Annotated in this window: 5 protein-coding genes; 3 read left to right on the top strand and 2 right to left on the bottom strand. The window is 44.2% G+C overall.

What is annotated here, in order from left to right:
• Positions 1-5: 5 nt before the first annotated feature.
• Together M1P97_RS05400 and M1P97_RS05395 are read right to left on the bottom strand one after the other, a co-directional pair.
• Entirely contained in the window at positions 6-6,683 is a 6,678-nt protein-coding gene (locus M1P97_RS05400; RefSeq protein ID WP_249388570.1) for an MBG domain-containing protein, read from the bottom strand.
• Positions 6,684-6,992: 309 nt separating this feature from the next.
• The gene (locus M1P97_RS05395; RefSeq protein ID WP_249388569.1) at positions 6,993-12,113 is read right to left on the bottom strand and encodes a DUF6383 domain-containing protein; all 5,121 of its coding nucleotides are present in this window, start codon (positions 12,111-12,113) and stop codon (positions 6,993-6,995) included.
• Positions 12,114-12,819: 706 nt separating this feature from the next.
• On the opposite strand from M1P97_RS05395, the gene M1P97_RS05390 reads away from it, so the two are divergent.
• The 3 genes from M1P97_RS05390 (at position 12,820) to M1P97_RS05380 (ending at position 20,389) form a co-directional block, all read left to right on the top strand.
• Positions 12,820-13,614, top strand: coding sequence for a thymidylate synthase (locus M1P97_RS05390; protein ID WP_195370803.1), 795 nt, complete (start codon positions 12,820-12,822; stop codon positions 13,612-13,614).
• 54 nt (positions 13,615-13,668) lie between these two features.
• A complete protein-coding gene (locus tag M1P97_RS05385) occupies positions 13,669-14,166 on the top strand; it encodes a dihydrofolate reductase (protein ID WP_195370801.1) in 498 nt (165 codons plus the stop codon).
• Positions 14,167-14,731: 565 nt separating this feature from the next.
• Positions 14,732-20,389 carry an alpha-2-macroglobulin family protein gene (locus tag M1P97_RS05380; protein ID WP_249388568.1) on the top strand — a complete coding sequence of 1,886 codons (5,658 nt, stop codon included), beginning with the start codon at positions 14,732-14,734 and terminating at the stop codon, positions 20,387-20,389.
• The last annotated feature ends 8 nt before the right edge of the window (positions 20,390-20,397 follow it).

The following is a 20,397-nucleotide window of genomic DNA, read 5'->3' as shown; positions in this document are numbered from 1 at the left end:
ACAGGTTACTTCTTAATGATCTTCACTGATTTGAAGGTTCCGTCTTCCAATGTTACATTGAGCAGATAGATGCCTGATCCAAATGTCGACAGATCAATAACAGATCCCGGTTTGCGAATAACTGTCTGTAATGTTCCGTTCATCGACAGCAGTTCAACCTGCTTGATTTCAGACGGAGCAGCAACTGTGACAGTGTTGGTAAACAGTCTCGGATATACATCGATCCGGTCTGCAACGACTAGGTTTTCATTGCCTACCGAGAGATATTCATCATCCACAAGGAATGTTATCACCACAGGTTCAGCAGCGTTGTAGTTTTTATTACCATGCTGCATAGCTGTAACCGTTACCGTACCGGAAGTAACCGGAGTCAGTATCCATGCGTCACCAATCTGGTTTACATAAGCAACTGCGTCGTTAGACGAATTGAAAGTAACAGGAAGTTTACTTGAAGCAGTAGCCGTAAGAACCACATCACCACCTTCTACATCTATTGTAGTTTCCGGGCTCCAGCTGATCTTCTGTGAAGCAGCCTGCAAGTTGTATTTACCGTCTACGTAAGAGACTTCATAGTTATCAGATGTATAATTATCAGAGAAAGTGATCGGGTAAACACCTGCATCCGATGTACGTGTTACAGTCGAACTGATACGCGGAGCAAAACCGAGGTCTTTCAGCGTTTCACCATTCACGAAGCCGGTAGCCGTGTAGGTCAGTTCTTCCAGATCCTTACCATAAACTGTTTCTTTGTTATCAGCCTGGATAGTCACGGCAGCTTTACTAACATTCAACAGTCCGGACACATAAGTAATCACATAGTTACGACCGAAGTCCTGAGCAGAATACGGAGTCAGCTTATATGAACCGGCTTTACCGTTGTATGCTATCAGACGGACAACCGGAGCCTGGCCAACCAGGAAGTCTTCGCCGTTCAGGAAGTCACTCTTATTATAATCGTATGCATTCACGTAAGCGGGCTGTTCATTACCGTACCGGATATTGAAGCTGCGGGCTGTTACCACAACCGGCTTCGGAGCGATCACCATCTTGTTCTTAGCTGTGTAAGAATAAGTGACAGAACCGAGCGTAGCCTTCACCGTTACAATATATACACCGGCATCTGTCGGAGCATCCTGGGTAGACGGATACAGGGTCGGAACAGAACCCATTTGGTCACCTTCGTAATAGATGCTGAAGTCTTTCACAGCCTCACCAGTTTCCACGTCGGTTACCTTCACGCTTACTGCTCTCGGGTTGCTGTCGTAAATGCTGGTTACATTAGAAACAATTACATTTACTTTGGCAGCATCACCTTCCGGAGCGATTACTTTGATCGTTCCAGTTACAGGTGTTGCATCTTCGTAGGTATCATCGCCATCGGCAAAGACTGTGATGGTCACATAGTTGTCTCCTTCCGTACGTACATTACCGGTTACAGCATAAATGCCTCTTGCTGTTTCAGACAGGATCACGCGTTCGCGATCGTTGCCCGACAGTTCGTAACGGATATCATAGATAGACGGTTTGCCGTCGGCTTCCGATTTCAGGTAGGCTGATAATTCAACTGTTTCACCTACCGGGATTACCAGGTTGCGCTGATCTTCCGGCCAAATGATTGTACGGCGGATCTTATCGATCGACAAGGTTCCGTTTTCGTGAGTTACCGTATAATTACGTGCTTCCCCTTTTACCGCGAAGTAGATATCGTATGTACCACGTGAGTCGGATTTCGCATCTGTCGCGATCTTCGGCATCACAGAGAATACATCCGCCAGGTTTTCATATTCATTATTCTTCAAACCGATGTATTCGATTTCAAGATCCGGGTTACCACCACCGTAAGGACGGTTATAGCTCTTCGCACGTACGGTCAGCGGAGCCGGCGTTACCGTCAGGCCTGCATTAATAAGCGTAGCAGCGGAGATATCGAAGTTCGGAAGCAGGGCTGCGATCCGGGCAGCAGCCGAAGATGTAAAGCGTAACTCGTATGTACCGACGTCTGTCTTCTTGTTTACGCCCGACAGGTCGAGCCAGCTTGTACGGTTTACTTTATCTGCATTCAGCAATTGGGTAATCTCAGCCTGGAAGGCTTCGGATAAGTTGCCGGAAACTTCTGCATATACATCGGCATCTGTTGCCTCTTCGCCATATTCGCGTGTAACGGATACTTTAACCGTTAAGTCGGTTGCCGTCAGCGGAGCCGGAGTAACAGTTACTTCAGCCTCCGTTTCACTTGCTGCAAACTTAACACCGATAACCGGAGTAAACAGTTCTTTCACCATTGCATCGATTGCACGGATCTGGTAGTCGCCTATCGGGGCAGTTGCTTCATAAACGTCTGTATCGAGCGGATATACCGTTTCAAACAAGTCGATCACATTCTTTTCTGCCAGCAGTTTAGCTGCATTCAGCTTCGGTTCTGTTGCAAATACAAGTTTCGCATTCAGGTCGGCATCTTTAGTAACGACTGTGCCATATACTTTTGTATAAGCATCTTTAGCCGCTTTCACTTCTACTGTTGCCGGAGTCACCTTCAGGTTAGCCAGGTCAGCATCCAACTGGATTTCGAAGTTACCGATAGCCGCTTTCAATGTCGAAGCATCTACGATACGAAGTTTATAATTACCCTGGGTTACATTGTTCTTTACAGAGTCGACCAGGACACTGTTCAATGTATTACCGTGGAACTGAAGTTTATTGTTGCGGTACAGTGCCCAATGTAACTTATTGTTCTTAAACAACTGGTTCCAACGTGCAGACGTCATGGCCGGTGTCGGATTCTCCGGATCTTCCTTAATAGAGATCAGAGTAAATCCATAATCATCACTTGCCAGTGTCAGGTTGGTCAGTTCATATACCGGCTTACCGGCTACGATCGTCCAGACACCTTCGAGTTTTTCTTCGCTGAATATCACAACGACACCCGGAGCAACCACCTTCACTGCGTTGACAGCAGTAACGACATCCATACCCGGTCCGTCAGTCACTTCAGCACCTTCGATCTGATAAACGAAAGTATAATCGGCTGAGGTCAGTTCAACGGTATAGTTGTAGTCGCCAATTACAGGATTATTCTTATCCAATTGCGCCTTGGTAGCAACCAGGCTGACTACCAATGTATAATCACTCTTGATCTTCGCACCATTCAATGCAACGATATCATCGTAGATCATCTGCTCGATCTCTGCCTTTGTCGCTTTACCGAATGTAAATGCAGCTTTCGCGGCTGTTTCTTCTTCGGCTGTAGCGGCCAGATAAGTAGGCAGTGTGATAGTCAGTTTACGCTGACCGATCTGAACAGAGTTCTGTACATTATGGAAGTTACTGCCGAATTGGTTGTCAAGCAGGAAGTTCGACAACAGGTTCGGATCAAGTACATCTACTCTGTAACCGTAATCACCGTTCTTCGGCAACGTTTCTGTTTCTTCAGCTGAACAATCAGCATTAGTCAACATCACCTTGAACAGGTCCGCCGGATTTTCGAAACAAGTATATGCGCTTAACAAACCTTCGTTAGCCGCTAGGAACTGACTGAGGATGTCAGCTTCGATAGCCACTTTACGTTTTCCATAACGATATGTAATATCTGTCGGGAATGTAAAGACAACCGGAGCCTGACCGACAACCAATGTCTTCGGACCTGTTTCTCTTATTTCGATATTATCCGTTACCTTTTGAATGAATGCTACCGAATAAGTATAAGTCTTGGCAACGGTTGTTCCTTCTTCTTCTATATTATTGATAGTAACTGTAAAGCTCCTCAAAGGTTTAACACCTGTCTTAGCTACCAGTTCGAAGAATTCTACATTAGCCGGATCTTCGAGTACTGCTTTCTTTACGGAGTCAAGTAAAGCTACTTTCGTATTGATGTCATTGTAAGTGACATTCACTTCCGGTAAAATAAGCGTACGTTTTGCTTTTACTATACGGAGAGCCAATTTGGCAATCACATCGTTACCGTTCCTGGTCAGGTGAATGCTGGATGGTGCCGTATAATTTAATGTATAGTATTCAGAGAACTGGGTATTAGCACCTGCAACCACTTCGTAACCATACAGGTCGGATACCTGCGGATAACTTTCACCGGCAATACGCACCGGAACATCTCCCGTAGAAGTTTCGTTGTTGATCAGATATGTTTTCACACCCCAGTTATTCAGGTCAGGAACCGTTACGCGGTCTGCACCCGGAGTCAGTCTGAAATCATTCAACAAGTCTTGTGCATACTCGTCGGCAGTCTGTCCGAACGGACGTTCCCACAGAGGCAGTTGCACATTGATCGGAAGCGGGTATTCCGCCAGCGACTGACCGTTGTCGGTTAATCGTACCGAGCGAAGGTAAGTAGCCGTTGTATAACCGAATAATTCTATCGGAATGATTAGACCTCCGTCTTCATTAGATACTTCGATCTTCCGGATATTGTCATTCGGATTGAATACGACAGTATACGAATAAAGATCTCTGCCGATGGCAGGAACTAATGTTACGCTGGAGATATAGGCCCCCTTCATATCCGGGTTCTTCAAAAGCAGGTCAGCCAGGATCGCTTTTTCGATCATATCGTTGGATGCACCATCTTTCTTGAACTCATACTTATAAAGTTTCACTTTTGCGATCGGACGCGGAGTGATGTTTACAGTACCTTCAAATGTTGTCGAACTATGCGGCTGTCCGTTCACGGTTACTTCCGAGAAGAGAACATCCAGGTCAGAACTTAACGTTACCCGGTAAGTAGCCGTACCCATATTTTCCGTGATCCGGTTATTGGTGATCTGTACATTAGTTATATACTCTGCAATAAACGGATTTGCCAGATAGATGAAGTCTCGTACTTTATCTGCTACTTGTGTACGCGTCAATCCTTTCACATATTGAACGGTATATTCGCCGAATGTGAAGTCGATAGTCGGACGAGGAACGATAGCGATACTTCTCGAGTAAGTGATTTCAATAGTCGTACCTTTATCAACCACGTTGATCCGTTGGTCGGCCGGTGTTTCTATTTCCTGCAAAGTAGCACTCTTGGTGATAATGATCTTATAGCCGAACGAATCATCTGTTTCAGTTATCGCATTCTTATTGCTCAGGTCATTATTGATCAGGCGAACAACGAATGTTTCATTTCCTAATACACCTGCATTACGAACCAGTACGTCGCTCTTGATACGGCGGATAACCGCATTCGGAAGCATATCTTTTTCGTAGTCGATCTGATAGTTGCCAGGATAAGCCAAAGAATGGGTTGTAGGCAATGTAGTTACGAACAGCAGTGAATTCTTGAACGTACAAACATTACCGTTGACAGTCAGGTTTGTAGACGCTACACTACCATTCGTTACAAAATTCAAATCGGTCTTTGTCAGATCACCTTGTACAGCGACCTTGTAACCCAATAGGCTATTGTCCGGCATAGAAGAAGAAACCGTACCGTCGGTGATATCCACCTTCGGAACAAGGTTCTGGTCGACCATATCCGGATTGATATCCAGGATCAGTTGTTTCAGCATCGTTGCCATCGCAGCATTATCGCTATAGTCGCCGATACGGATCGGGCTGGAAATGAAGTCCGGCAATTTTACTGCCAACGTATTCTTCTCAACCGAAATTGCATTTACGATATCATAACTATGCTGTGCTGTATTGAAGTTGATCGTTTTACCTCCAACACTGGCCGACACATTATTTCCTTTACCATAATTCGGCAGAAGCACGACGCGATAGCTGTATACAACTCCAGGGGCCAGTTTGCCCGCTGTTACTTCATTGCTGAAATTGGCATCGGAATAGATCTTTATCTCAGAGATAAAGTCGGAAGGATTAATGTTGTTATTGATCTGATTCTTCGCCCTGTTCAGATTCGTGTTTGCAGCCATCTTGCCAAGGCCGCCTACACCTTCTGCAAATACAGGGAATACGGTATTATTGATCGGTTTCTCTTTTACTTTCAACTTTGCTGTAGAAATGTAAGAGCCGATAGCTTGTTGGGTACAGTTACTCAGAGAGGGAGAATAGGCAAACTGTTCAGTCGGCGGGAACGTAAGTACTACGTCATATTCTCCCGCTTCCAGACTATTATTGCCTGTATATAGTGTTTCCACACCGTCTTTAACCAGGAAAACCGAAGCATCAGTTAATGATACTCCGGACATACCTGATACCTGTATTTTGGTATTCAGGTCACTGACAGGCGTTCCATACACATAATTACCCCAGTTTGCCGGAAAATTCAGATTACCGACAGTCTGACGGGCTTTGATCTCGATAGCATTTGTTACGACAACCGACTCATGATCAAGTATGCCGAAAAGAGTGGCAGGGTTAATATTCCCTGTTCCGATCGCCCGTTCAAAATTTAATGTAACAGTACTGCTAGAAGTTACTTTGAAAGTGTAGTTATAGCTACCGGCCACTAAATCGCCGGTCTGATCGCCACCTGCTCCTCTGATAGTAACATCGGATATTGTCGCTGTCTGATCACTAAGGTCAACAACTTCCTGCAATAAACTTTGGATATGGGCTTTTAGTTGTTCTGCATTTGCGTCACTGGTTCCTTCATAAACCGACAGGACATCTTTCACGGGGACATAAATGTCTGCTGCAACTGCTTGTGTGATATACCCTCCCAATAATAGAACGAATATAAGTAGTCGCCTACTCACATCGATTAAGTATACTTTGTTCATGCGCAATTTTTTTAATTAGTTAATACTTCAATCAATAGACAGTAAGTGCTTATAATCAAGTCTGTATAAAACATAATACAAACCCTGACAAAAGAAAACTCCGCCAGGGTTTGTATCCGCTTTCATTCTTCACAGAGCTAAGGCGGAAGAATTTATATTTCATTACTTTAGTATTAATACCCGCCTTTTCGCCTTCGCAGGTTAATTGGTATTAGGTAGAGACGCTGCAAGCAACGTCTCTACATCCGCCACGCGGTTATTAGAAATTATTGATTATAAACTTCTTTATATCAATAGTTATTCATTGTCTCACTTAACGACTGCCTTAACAGCTGTTTCACCTTCGATTGTTACAACTACGATTCCAACAGGAGCGTCGAATGTAACATTGTCGGAAGTAACTACTGAGTTGGCAATAGTCTGACCTAATACATTGCTGATGACAATTTTCTTGTTAGCAGCATTCAGGATCGTTACCTTACCCTGGCCACCCAGAACTGTTACAGCAGTTGTATTGATAGATTCGTTGGATACGCCCACTTCTTCTGCGTCATCGAAGTAGATATCACCAGTAGAGGTAGCAGTCTTAGATGTAGCGAAGTCATAGAAGTCTTCTGACGGAATCATTTCTTCACCACCGACACACTCATTGAATGCACGAACACGTGCAGTGTAAGCTGTCTGCGGGATCAAGTTATGAACAGCTATCGATGTGGATGTTGCAGCAACCTTGAACGATTCTTCACCGTCGAAATTGACATCATCCTGCCATTCGTAATATGCCATAGGCAATGAACCTACTTCAGTTCTCCAGTCACCTGTGTTAAATGCACCACCGTTGATAGGCATACCGTTAACAGGCTTTCTAACCATCCATGTTGCAGGAGTATCGAACAGATAAATGTCGATCTGGTGTTCGTCTGTCTGGAATCCTTCCATCAAGCGGATTGTATATTTAACCGGTTTCGTGATGTCTGTTGTCAGATCCATGTTGTCCATCTGGTGGGCAATCGGAGCATACCCCCAGTTTCTGTCGATCGGTTGCGTATTACCTTGCAGTTCGAAGTTGTCTACACTTACCTTAGTTACCTCTTTCTGAGGTTTACCTGCAGCATCAGTATATTCTTTAGTTACTTCCAACCAGTAGTTAACTTTATTATCACGGTGGATAACATCTCCTGTTGCGTTGAACAATTCAACCCAGATAGTCTTGCTTGCATCGTCAGCACGAACTTCAGACATAAATACGTCTTCAGAAGTGAACTTCGGAGTGAAGCGACCTACGGCAACCTGATAGTACTGAGCACCCGGAGTGGCTGTCCACTTAATACGAGCGTCGCTACCACCTACGTCGCCCGGTTCCATATCTTTGATATATGGTTTTTCCAGACCGGCAGTGAATGCCAACGGCAGATTCTTCTGAACGTCACATACAGCTGACAGAGACAGTGCATTTTCTACGTCACACAGATCTTCTACGTTCGGAGTTGCACGAACAGCGATCTTAGCAGCTACGTCCCCACGAAGAACATTGTTCACCAAGTCACCTTCAGCACCCTTGAATTCGTAAGGAGCATCAGCAGCCGTAGCAGCCAGTTCCATAGATTTTTCGCGGATGAACAGTTTCACTTCTTTAGCTTTGTTTGTTCCGAATGTGAACAAGTCAGAAGTGCTCAATACATTGATTTCCTGTTCTACCTTAGGATCCGTATCATTTACAGTAGTACCGTAATGAGGCAGGTCACGACCCTGGATATAGAATACCGAGTCTTTAGAAGCGCCACCATTTACAACACCGAACTGGAATGCATCGATCTTGTTCTTACCAGCAGCGTCAGAGCTATACCATACTTCAGGAACTTTCACGTCACCCTTGATAGAAGCAGTCAGCGTATCGGTAATATTAACACCGTAAGGAGCCCAGATACCGAATTTCTTCCACTTTTCATCTTCGAATGACAGAATGTGTTTGTAATCATCCAGGTCGAAGAAGTATACGCGATTCCATCTTTCAACGTCAGAAGCATGCTGTTGCGGAGCCAGACGGATAGAGTCTTTCGCATAGTAGCGAGCCCACATACCCTTTTCAGAGCCACTTGTGATTGTATCAATAGTCATTGCAATGCCATCGCGATCTTTCGGATCGAACTTAGCAGAAACAAGAGCCAATACTTCACCGTATTTGTTCGGAGAGATCTGAACTGTCGTACCTACCGTATCAACTTTACCATAAGGTTGGCCATTGAGGTCGGCAAGAACTGTTACTTCATAATTGAAAGCACCTTTCTTGTTAGAGAATACATCCATATCAACCGGATCAACAATGTTCAAACCGGAGATGATGAACTGACCGTCGCGTACCGGATAGCAAGTATTTACATAACGAGTCTTGTAATCCTTACGGAAGATTTCGTTATAGATCAGGTTAGGAGCAGGAACCCAGTTGTCGCCGGAGCTACCAATTGAAGTACTATATTGTGCCGGAGGATTGCCACCACCACAATCGTTGCATGAACCGAACTGCTGAGTCAGGAATGAATAGAAGCTTGTATATGAACCGATGATCTTATCTGCATTCATTGTTGTAGTCAAACCTCTGTCGGTAGTACCGAATGTATAGAACTCGTTCCAGCCCTTCTTGTTGGATGTAGTTACACCGAACTGAGCTACGTGGTTGAATACGTTAGGAGTACCTTCGAAGCAGCAATAATCCCAATATTCTTTAGCGATCGGAAGCAGGTTCACGTCGTTGTAAGGTACATATTTAACAGTCATATCAAGACCGTTTTCTTCCAAGTACTGTACAGCGTAGTCGTTATCCAGGTCAACTTTATAAATCAAAGTATCACCTGTGCTCATACCGATAAATTTACCCCACTGGTATCCGTCGTATTCTTCGATCGGTTTTTCCTGATTACCTTTCTTCACATATACTTTTGCAAAATCGAGGCTTGCACCTGTGAACATGAACGCATTTGTATGATAAACTGCATCGTCAAGGCTTTCAGTTTTAGAGAACTTTTCTTTGAATACCTTGATAGAAGCAACCGTACCACCAGCAACATCAGGTTTCAAACCTGTTGCGAAGATCTTAACAGTGTGAGGTCTTGACTCATATTTGTAGTTATCCCATTCGTCGTAAGGAGCGAAGAAGAAATCTTTGCGGTCGATACGTTCGAAATATTTCAGGAATTCAGAGCTAAGAACGCCCATAGCGTGGCTTAACAGAGACTGGTCAGTATCCTGGAACCATACGAATGTATTGTTACCGAAGATCTTGATCGGACCTGAATAAACTGCACCACCTACCTTATCCATCAGATTCTGACCGGTATAAGTATAAGTTGTACCACTCAATACGTCGTCATTTTCAAAATATCTTGCGATAGAAGCATCGTAAGTCAGAGCCGGATTGATAGTATATGTTTCATTTACATATTTAGACTCGTCGTCACCGATGTTTACATCACCACGGTGATATTTGAAGATAGCATTAACGCTAACGATGTTCGGGTAGATATTACCTGAGCAGTCGATTACTTTTACTGTTGCATAAGAACCGATTTCTTCCGGTTCATCTTCAATATAGCAATCAGGACAACCATGTTCTTCCAACCATGAAGCATAGTCAGTATAGCTATGTCCCTGAACTGTCATCGGAAGATAACGACCCGGTACATAAGTAGAGTCTTTCTTATTCTGATCATTAATGAAGACAATCTTCCACCCCTTGATATTCACATCGTCATCATAACGACCGGTTGAATGTCTGGGAGCTTTTGTCTGGTTAACCAGCAATAATTCACCATAATGCAGTTCATCCATTGTACGACCGTTGTCGAATGAGTTGAAATAAGGCAAGTTCTTGAAGCTAACTTTTGCAGTCTTGAAATCCAGATATTCGTCGAAGAACAGATCGTTCAATTCGTTATATTCAGGAACAGAAGTAGCCTGAAGTGCATAACGAGCTGTATCTGAAGCTTCAGCTGTGATAGTAGACCAGATATAGTTAGATTTTTCAAATGCTTTTACTTCTTGAGGAGCAAAGTAATAAGTGAAACGAGCGCTTGATTTGCAATCGCGATCGTCGGTAGCATCTGTCTGAACGAAGAATTCACGAGGGATCAGATAAGTAATTTTCTTATCTACACCCGGTGTACCTTTTCTACCGATCTTACCGTCATCAAACATCTCATCCAAAGAAACCCAACCTGCAACTTCTGCCAGATTAGCTTCTTTTGATATTTCCATCTTTTCAGCGATAAACGGATACTCAACGTTTAATTCGTAGTATGCCAGTTCTTCTTTTGGAGCCTGAGTTTCATCTACTGTACAAAGTAAGTCACGAGATACACCGCTGAAGGTTGCAGTATACACATTGTTTGACTTACTGTTCTTATACAATGTATTCCACAGATCTACTGTTGTTGTCAATGTATCGGTCGCACAAGAAGTATTACGTCCGGCACCAGCTTCAAATATCTTTGCATTTGCAGCACCGAAAGCAACGCTCGGACGATTGAACGCCAATCTTGCATTTGTGAACACTGTCAACGGCTCTGTGTTCTTTGAACCTGTAGATTCTACTGCATCATCTGCAACCGATTTAGCACCTCTGAACATAACAATAATCATCTTGTTGTCCAAAGATCCCTGCTGCCATGAATTAGGATTCGTATTATCGGCGTCAGATACATGCGCTTTAATATGATGTGTATGGGCTGTAGCCACTTCATGATTGCTGGCAGTGAAAACTGCACGGTCGCTAACCATCTGACCCACAAATTCTCCAGACAGATCATAAACATATACGTCATATGTCCAGTCGATCTTACGGTTTACCAGGTCTGTATTACCAAAAGCACGAATATCCATTTCAACGCTTTCAACACCTGTCAAGCCTTTTGTGCTATATAGGAAATCTACACGTGAACTGGCCGTCTGGTTCTGATAAATACCCAATCCGGTATTACCTTTGTCATCTGTGAACTTCAGATATTCGGCGGTGTTCATCTCTTCGTGATTCTTAATATCCGAATAAGCCATCTCCAGATACTTTCCGGTGAAAGGCTTCAGATAGTTAGAACCATCGCTTGCATCCAGATTAAAGAAGGTCACAAAAGCACCATTCATCAAACCTGCATCCATCTTTGTAAAGTCGATCATCGACTCATAGTTGCCAAAAGAAGTCGAATTAGCTTCCCAATGATCGTGAACGTTCACCTTGTCGATCGGTTTCAAATGAATCGAGCCATCAATAAGGCCTCCTTCATCATTCCACGCACCTTCAGTGTTCACTGTTTCATACCACTTAGCCTTAATATTGGCATAGTCCGGATCTGCTGCATTCAGCATCGGAGACAAGCCATAAAAGGCCATAGCACATAAAAGAGCGGCCGACCCGCCTTTTACCAAAGTACTTTTTCTCATACGTAAAACATTTAATTAATAAAATTATGATCTATACTCAAATTGATTATTTTGATCTCATTTAGCCTCTCTCCGCTTATTTCAACCGCCTAACCCCGTAGGACACAAGAAAAAAGCATTTTAACGGAACTGTTAAACGCCTGTATATCGGCATCCTTTTTACACGCCGATTGCCGATTTGACGAGCTAAAACGTTCCTTTTTTCTAGTCATTCGTTTAAGATTCTTTTACTTTTGTAACAAGAAGTGGCTATTTTGTCCCTGTTTCCATATCGTATTGATAAGAAAGCAGATAGAAAAGTGAAAAAAGTTCTGAAAAGGGTTGCAGGTTCGAAAGGAATGCGTATTTTTGCTGAACGAAAAAAAGGAACGTTTTTTTTAGTCAGTCCAAACCACAGCATATCAGATAATTATCAAGCAATACATAAAACCAGGGCTATTTGTTAAATAGGAGAAAAGCCAGATACAACCAGAGATTGAAAAGGCCTTATTATAACGTACCTGTACTTTAATATTAATAAATTCATCTCCAAAATTAGCTTATCCCTCCGGCCTAATATTTTAATATTTATAGGATTTATATAATCATAGCCTTCACACCCTTTCAATTTCAAACCACCAGCAGGCTGAAACAGATCGTTTTACAAATTACCTGTTGTTTAATACAAATCCCTTTCGTACTTTTGTATTCTACTAGAAAGATAAAAATGAAACAGTATTTAGAATTGCTAGATCGCGTATTAGCCGAAGGAGTCAAAAAAGAAGACCGCACAGGAACGGGTACACTAAGTATTTTTGGCCATCAAATGCGATTCAATCTGGAAGAAGGATTTCCTCTCCTTACGACAAAGAAGCTACATCTGAAGTCTATCATATACGAACTGCTCTGGTTCTTACAAGGGGATACGAATGCAAAGTATCTACAGGATCACGGTGTACGTATCTGGAATGAATGGGCTGATGCCGACGGGAACCTGGGACATATCTACGGATTCCAGTGGCGGTCGTGGCCGGACTACAAAGGCGGTTCTATCGACCAGATCAACGAAGCCGTCGAGACGATCAAACACAATCCCGACTCACGGAGGATCATTGTCAGTGCCTGGAATGTGGGCGACCTCGACAACATGAACCTTCCGCCATGTCATGCTTTCTTTCAATTTTATGTAGCGAACGGACGCCTGAGTCTGCAAATGTATCAGCGCAGTGCCGATATATTCCTCGGCGTTCCTTTTAACATCGCTTCCTACGCTTTACTTTTACAAATGATGGCACAAGCCACAGGACTTATTGCCGGTGATTTCGTTCATACGCTGGGTGATGCGCATATATACAGTAATCATCTCGAACAGGTAAAGTTGCAGCTTACCCGTGAGCCGCGTCCTCTTCCCCGGATGGAGATCAATCCGGATGTAAAAAGTATCTTCGACTTTAAATACGAAGACTTCAATCTGACCGGTTACGACCCGCATCCGCACATCAAAGGAGAAGTGGCGGTCTGAGGGGTTAGGTAACTAGTAATAGAATATAAACAGACTATATAAATCGATAAGTTTATGAGTACAATTTCAATCATTGCTGCCATAGCAGAAAACAACGCTATCGGTAAAAACAATAAGTTGTTGTGGCGTTTGCCAGCCGATATGAGACGTTTTAAAGATTTGACGACAGGACATGCCGTGATCATGGGACGTAAGACATTCGAGTCATTGCCGAAAGGACCGCTTCCCAACCGCAAAAATGTAGTCCTGACTACTTTGCCGGAAGCAGGATTTGTAAATTGTTTCGCTTGCGAATCAATGGGTACAGCATTAGATATCTGCGAAAAAGAAGAAGAAATATTCATTCTGGGTGGTGCATTGGTTTATCGCCAGGCATTGCGTATAGCAGATAAGATGTACATCACACGCGTACATGGAGAGTTTAAGGATGCCGACACATTCTTCCCTGTGGTAAACTGGGATATGTGGGAAGAAGTGGAACGCCAGGAATTCCCGGCTGACGCAAAACATGCTTATCCGTATACGTTCCTTACTTATCACCGTAAGAAATAACAATACAGTGTGTCAAAAGTCTCAATCCGGCACTTTTGACACACTATCATGATTTACCCTTGGCTATTTTTGTATCCTCCCTGACTTTTTTCGACAGCTCCTCTCCTTTTTTCACGAAAATGCTTACCAATAGTATCCGAGACCCCGGTTTTGCCCCTTTTTAGACCCGGATGTTGACGATGCTCACACCCGGATCTCAAACCGACCGAGACCCGGATCTCAAAAAGAATAAGTCGTTATCTTATTGAAAATAAGTCCTATACTTATCGAAAACAGGAGGTAACCCGTTGGGTTTTCAAATAGGAATATGATAGTTTATGATAGATGAATGACAGTATAAAAGTACAACTATCATTATATAACCACCTAACAAACAGTGTTTTATTTCAAAAAGATGATAGTATGATAGTTGTTTTCAGAAAAACAAAATATAAACTGAACTATCATCCGGTGTTTCCCTCGCCTCAACTATTACACCTTATTAACAATAAGTTTACATCTTTTTACCCTTTCTTTGTATCTATATAGCAAAGAACGTTGTTTAACATGTAAACCCATTACAGATATGAAGATAAAAGCTATTATTGTTTCCGCATTGATACTCTGCTGTTTGTCGGCAACTATCATGTATACAACAGCGGCACAATCGAAAAATGAAAGCAAAATGATTACCGAAGCCATTCAAGGTAAGAACACACCGCAACTGATTAAAGCTTTGATCAGCCGGATGAAAGAGCAACTCGAAGTGAACGAGGACAACTTCCCTGCACTTATTAAAGAAGTGGAAAACTATGCAGCCGAATGCAAAGATCCGGCCTCGACAGCCGTACTCCATTCGATGGTGGCAGAAATGTACAACCGCTATTACATACAGAACCGGTGGAAGATTAACCAGCGGACCGACCTGGTCGGTTACGTTCCGGAAGATATCCGCGAATGGACTTCCAATCTTTTCACCCAAAAGATCAAAGAGGAACTAAATGCTTCGCTGCAACCGGCCGACCTGTTGAAGCAAACACAGGTATCCGAATTCAAGGCAATCCTTGAGACGGGGAAAGATACTCCGGCCCTTCGCCCTACCCTGTATGATTTCCTGGCATTCCGTGCCCTGGATATTGCTCCCTCGACAGAGATATACGAAGAACTGATCGCTTATCTGAATACGCAACCGGATAAAAAGGCAGTGGTACTTACCACCCTTGATTACCTGTCGTTCAAATACCCTTCCCTTTATCAGGAAAAGGACAGAGTCCCCTACCAGGCTGCCCTCGATAGCTTGCAGAAAGTGTATGCCGAAAAGGATTACTCGGTAGAAATCGTTGCCGCCCGGTTAAATGCACTGACGTCTGCCGGCGACTATAACAATCCGGCAAAACAGGATTCCCTCAATACAATAGAATACAATATTTGCAAGGAAACAATTGCCCGTTTCCCGAATTACGAACGGATCGGCCTACTAAAGAACCGGTTGGCGGAAATGCAAAATCCATTGTTACGCGTCAATACGGAGAATACAGTCTATCCGGGAAAAGAACTGAACCTGAAAGTGAATTACAGGAATATTCCAAAGATCACCGTTAGTATATACAAAAGTCTGAAAACACCTCTCCAGACAACCTATTATAATGTAAAAGATACCAGCCAGGCACTCGGTGCACTTGTTAAAGAGGTCACTTTCTCTTTATCACAGCCCAACACATACACAGAGTCTGACACAAGCCTTGTTATCCCGATGAGAGATATGGGGTTGTACGAATGTATCATTACGGTGCCCGGTACGCAGATAAAGACCAACAACCTGTTCAGCGTAAGCCGCCTGGCTACTGTTTCACGTAATATGCCCAACAGTTCCACTGAAGTGCTGGTGACAGACTACCTGAGCGGAAAGCCGGTAAGCGATGCCGCCGTCGTTTACTATTCCGGAAAACGCAGCAACCTGCAAAAGCTGGGAACAGTGAAAACAGACCGTGACGGATTAGCCATTCTTCCCCGCCAAAGCGAACTGATGGGTTATCAGGCTACACACCGGGAAGATATTTCTTCAATGCTGACGCTTGTTTATCCGGGCGGACAGATCATTCAAAATAAAACAAAAGCCCGTCCGCAATTGGCTTTATTCACCGACCGGGGATTGTATCGTCCGGGACAAAATCTTTATTTTAAAGGTATAGCTTATGTCAACGATACAGAAACACCATACGCCGTGGAAGGAGAAACCTATAAGATCACTTTACGGGATGCCAATTGGAAAGAAGTGGCTACCAAAGAGTTGAAGACCGACAAATTCGGTTCTTTCAACGGTGAGTTTACATTACCTCAGCAGACACTTAGCGGAATGTTCACCCTTTCCACAGAGTATACCAGCACCACCGTACGTGTGGAAGAATACAAACGCCCGACTTTCTTTGTCGAGCTATTACCTATCAAAGGAGATATTTCTTTCGGCGACCAGGTGACGATCGAAGGGAAAGCAAAGACTTTCTCCGGCGTTTCCCTGCAAAGCGGAGAAGTGACTTACCGCATTAACAAGCAGCCTTTCTGGATGCGTGGTTATTTTGGAGGTAACACGAACGAACAGGTGGCAGAAGGTACCACAACAATCGACAACGATGGTACGTTCTCCTTCAAATTCCGTCCGGAGAAATCGACAAACGGATACAGCTTCTTCCCTTATCAGAGCTACATCGTAACAGCAACCCTGACCGACAGCAACGGAGAGACACAGGAAGCAACCTATACGTTCTCAGTCGGAGAAACCAGCATCGTCCTGAATACCGATATCCCTTCACAAATAGACAAGGATTCTATTAATGCAATCGTATCGGCACAGACCCTGAACGGGGAGAAACTAACTATCGAGGGTACTTATACAATCTATAAATTAAGTGATAAAGGAACAGAGACCCTCTACGGACAAGAAGAATATAAAGAAGAACAGCAGGTCGAAGCCGGTAAATTCGTTTCAGGACAGGCCATCGATAAAGAGGCATTCAAAAAACTGGCTGCCGGTCGTTATCGTATCAAACTGGAAGCTAAAGATTCAAAAGGTCGTCCAGCCACTGCACAACAGGACTTTATCTTATATAGTCTGCAAGATAAACGACCACCGGTATTCACACATCTATGGTTATTGAATGAGAAGACCGATTGCCTGCCGGGAGAAGAAGCCAATATACTGTTCGGTACATCCGACAAAGAGGCTCATGTCCTTTATGAATTGTATCAGGATGGCAAATGTATTTCACGTAAACGCCTGGTATTAAATAACGAGAACCATCTTTTCCGTATCCCATTCCTGGAAAACTATGGAAAAGGTATTGTTGCCAGCTTCACCTTCGTAAAGAACGGAAAGTTGTACACCACCCAGTCGCAGATCAAACGCCGGCAACCGGATCGTCGTCTGACTATAAAACCGACGACCTTCCGCGACCGTCTGCTGCCGGGTAGCCAGGAAACCTGGAAATTCCGCATACTGGATGCAGATTCCGTTCCCGTTAGTGCAGAGGTACTGGCAAGCATGTACGACGCTTCACTGGATAAGATTTTACCGTTCAACTGGTACTTTAATCCGCAACGTTCCGTTTACCTGAACATTCCATTCTTTAATGCAGGAACCGGTATGGATCAGAAAATGATGTACGATGCCGGAAGGCCTGATCGTATTAATATACCTGATTATCAGTATGACCGTTTGAACTGGCAGGGTATTATGGATTTCAGAAACCGTAGAGCTTATGGCGGAGGTATCATGATGAAATCGTCGGCCGCCCCGATGATAGCAGAATCTATGGCTGTTGAATATGCATCGGATGATGCCGCAACGATAACCGGAGGTGTACTGGAAGAAAATGCAGTTATTTCACAGTCGCGGAAAGCGGATGAAGGCGCAGCCGATACACCGCAGGAAACAATGTTGCAGGTAAGGGAGAACTTTAATGAAACAGCCTTCTTCTATCCTTCCCTCTTGACGAACAAAGAAGGTGATATAGAGTTGCAATTCACTTTACCTGAAAGCAATACAACCTGGAAGTTCCAGGCTGTGGCTAACACATCCGATATGAAATACGGTCTGTTGACAAAAGAAGTGATCAGCAGTAAGCCGTTGATGGTTGTGCCGAATCTCCCGCGTTTTATGCGTCAGGGGGATGAAGTTTCCGTCAGCACACAAGTGATAAACAATTCGAAAGAGTCCATCACCGGACGGGTGAAACTGGAACTGTTTGATCCGGCAACCGACCAGCCGGTGATCTGCCTGAGCAAATCGCAGAAAACATTCACACTGGCAGCCGACAGTATTACGACAGCTTCATGGACATTCCGCGTGCCGGAAACAACCAACCTGATCGGAATCCGTATAGTAGCCGACTCGGATTCAGGCAGCGATGGCGAACAACACCTGATCCCGGTGCTGTCGAACCTGCTGCTTGTTACGGAAAGTACGCCGTTCTACCTGATGGGAGAAAGCGAAAAGCAGATCCGGGTATCCGGCAATCAATCCACCGGAACCCGTAAGCCGTTCAGTATGACACTGGAACTGACAGCCAACCCGATCTGGTATGCCGTACAGGCCCTGCCGACATTAACGCAGCCGGCAAACGACAATATCATTTCATGGTTCGCTTCGTATTACAGCAACACACTGGCTAACTATATCGCTACAGCCAATCCGCGCATACAGAAAGTGATCAGCCAGTGGAAGGCCCAGGGAGGAACAGCTTCAACCCTGTATTCAAACCTGGAAAAGAACCAGGAACTGAAAAATATCCTGCTTCAAGAAACGCCGTGGGTACTGGCTGCCGACAACGAAACAGAACAGAAACAACGGTTATCCTTATTGTTCGATCTGAACCGTGCTGCCCAGCAACGCGAACTGGCTTTGCAACAGCTGTTGAAACAACAGAATGAAGACGGCTCATGGGGCTGGTTCAAAGGTTTCTATCCCAGCCGCGAGATCACACTGCATATCCTGAAAGGAATGTCGCAACTGGTAGAGCTGGGTGCCGTTCAATACGGACAAGAAGAAAAAGAGATGCAGATGAAGGCACTCAGGTATCTGGACAAACAGATGCAATCGGATTACGAACGTCTGCAACAAGTCGATAAAAAGTGGCAGGCCAGTTCACCGAACTCATTGCAACTGGAATTCTTATTCGTACGTAGTTCTTACAGGGATATTCCTGAACAGGGTGATGCCCGCGAAGCTATTCGTTTCTACACGACACAGGCTGAAAAAACATGGAATAAACAGAACCTTTACGGTAAAGGAGAAATTGCCCTATTGATGTACCGGAACGGTAAAAAGGAAGTGGCCAGCGAAATCCTAGCCTGGTTGCGTAAAACGGCTACCGTCTCTACCGAGCAGGGCATGTATTGGGCGAACAACCGGAGAGAGAACGGTTTCTTTATCTCCCCGATAGATACGCACTGCCTGTTGATGAAAGTATTCAATACTTTATCGCCGGACTCTAAAGATACCGACCGTATGAAGCAATGGCTATTGAACCAGAAACGTACTCAGAACTGGGAGTCGGTTCCTGCAACACAGAATGCGATCTACGCCCTATTATTGACCGGAAACGACTGGCTGAATGATAACAATACCTGCACCGTCGACTGGGGAGGTAAAACCTACAACACAGCCGAAGGTGAAACGGCAACAGGTTATCTGAAGGTTGTACTGGACGGAAAAGAAATTTCTTCCGGAAGCAATTCCGTTTCCATCCGAAAGGAAGGAAATGCACCTGCCTGGGGAGCCGTTTACGAACAGTACTTCGAAAATATAAATAAAGTAGAAAAACAGAAGGGTGTACTCAACGTTGAAAAGAAATTGTTCATCGAAAGCAACAGTGGCACCGGCCTGCAGATACAGCCGGTAACCGACGGTAAACTTCGCATAGGCGACAAAGTGGTAGTACGCCTGACTATCCGCACGGATCGTGAAATGGATTATGTATTCCTGAAAGACTTGCGGGCAGGATGTTTCGAACCGGCCGACCAGATTTCCGGAACAAAATTCAGAGACGGAGTAATGTATTACCAGTCACCGACAGACGTATCGGAGAACTTCTTCTTTAACCGTCTGCCGGCAGGAACTTTCGTTATCGAATATCCGGTTTACGTAACACGTACTGGAGAATATGCAGGTGGAATCAGTACAATTCAATGCCTGTACGCTCCCGAATTTGTTTCGCATACGGAAAGCGAGACAATCCTGGTTAAGTAAACATCGAA

The organism is Parabacteroides leei, from assembly GCF_023369805.1.
In the GTDB taxonomy this organism is placed as follows: Bacteria; Bacteroidota; Bacteroidia; order Bacteroidales; family Tannerellaceae; genus Parabacteroides; species Parabacteroides leei.
Note: the sequence above shows the minus strand (reverse complement) of the source record. Positions and strands in the feature narration are given on the sequence as shown.

What these genes read in the sequence shown, in the direction of transcription:
- M1P97_RS05395 (WP_249388569.1), bottom strand. Translation starts at nt 12,113, where the DNA reads ATGAGAAAAAGTACTTTGGTAAAAGGCGGGTCGGCCGCTCTTTTATGT.
- M1P97_RS05400 (WP_249388570.1), bottom strand. Translation starts at nt 6,683, where the DNA reads ATGAACAAAGTATACTTAATCGATGTGAGTAGGCGACTACTTATATTC.
- M1P97_RS05390 (WP_195370803.1), top strand. Translation starts at nt 12,820, where the DNA reads ATGAAACAGTATTTAGAATTGCTAGATCGCGTATTAGCCGAAGGAGTC.
- M1P97_RS05380 (WP_249388568.1), top strand. Translation starts at nt 14,732, where the DNA reads ATGAAGATAAAAGCTATTATTGTTTCCGCATTGATACTCTGCTGTTTG.
- M1P97_RS05385 (WP_195370801.1), top strand. Translation starts at nt 13,669, where the DNA reads ATGAGTACAATTTCAATCATTGCTGCCATAGCAGAAAACAACGCTATC.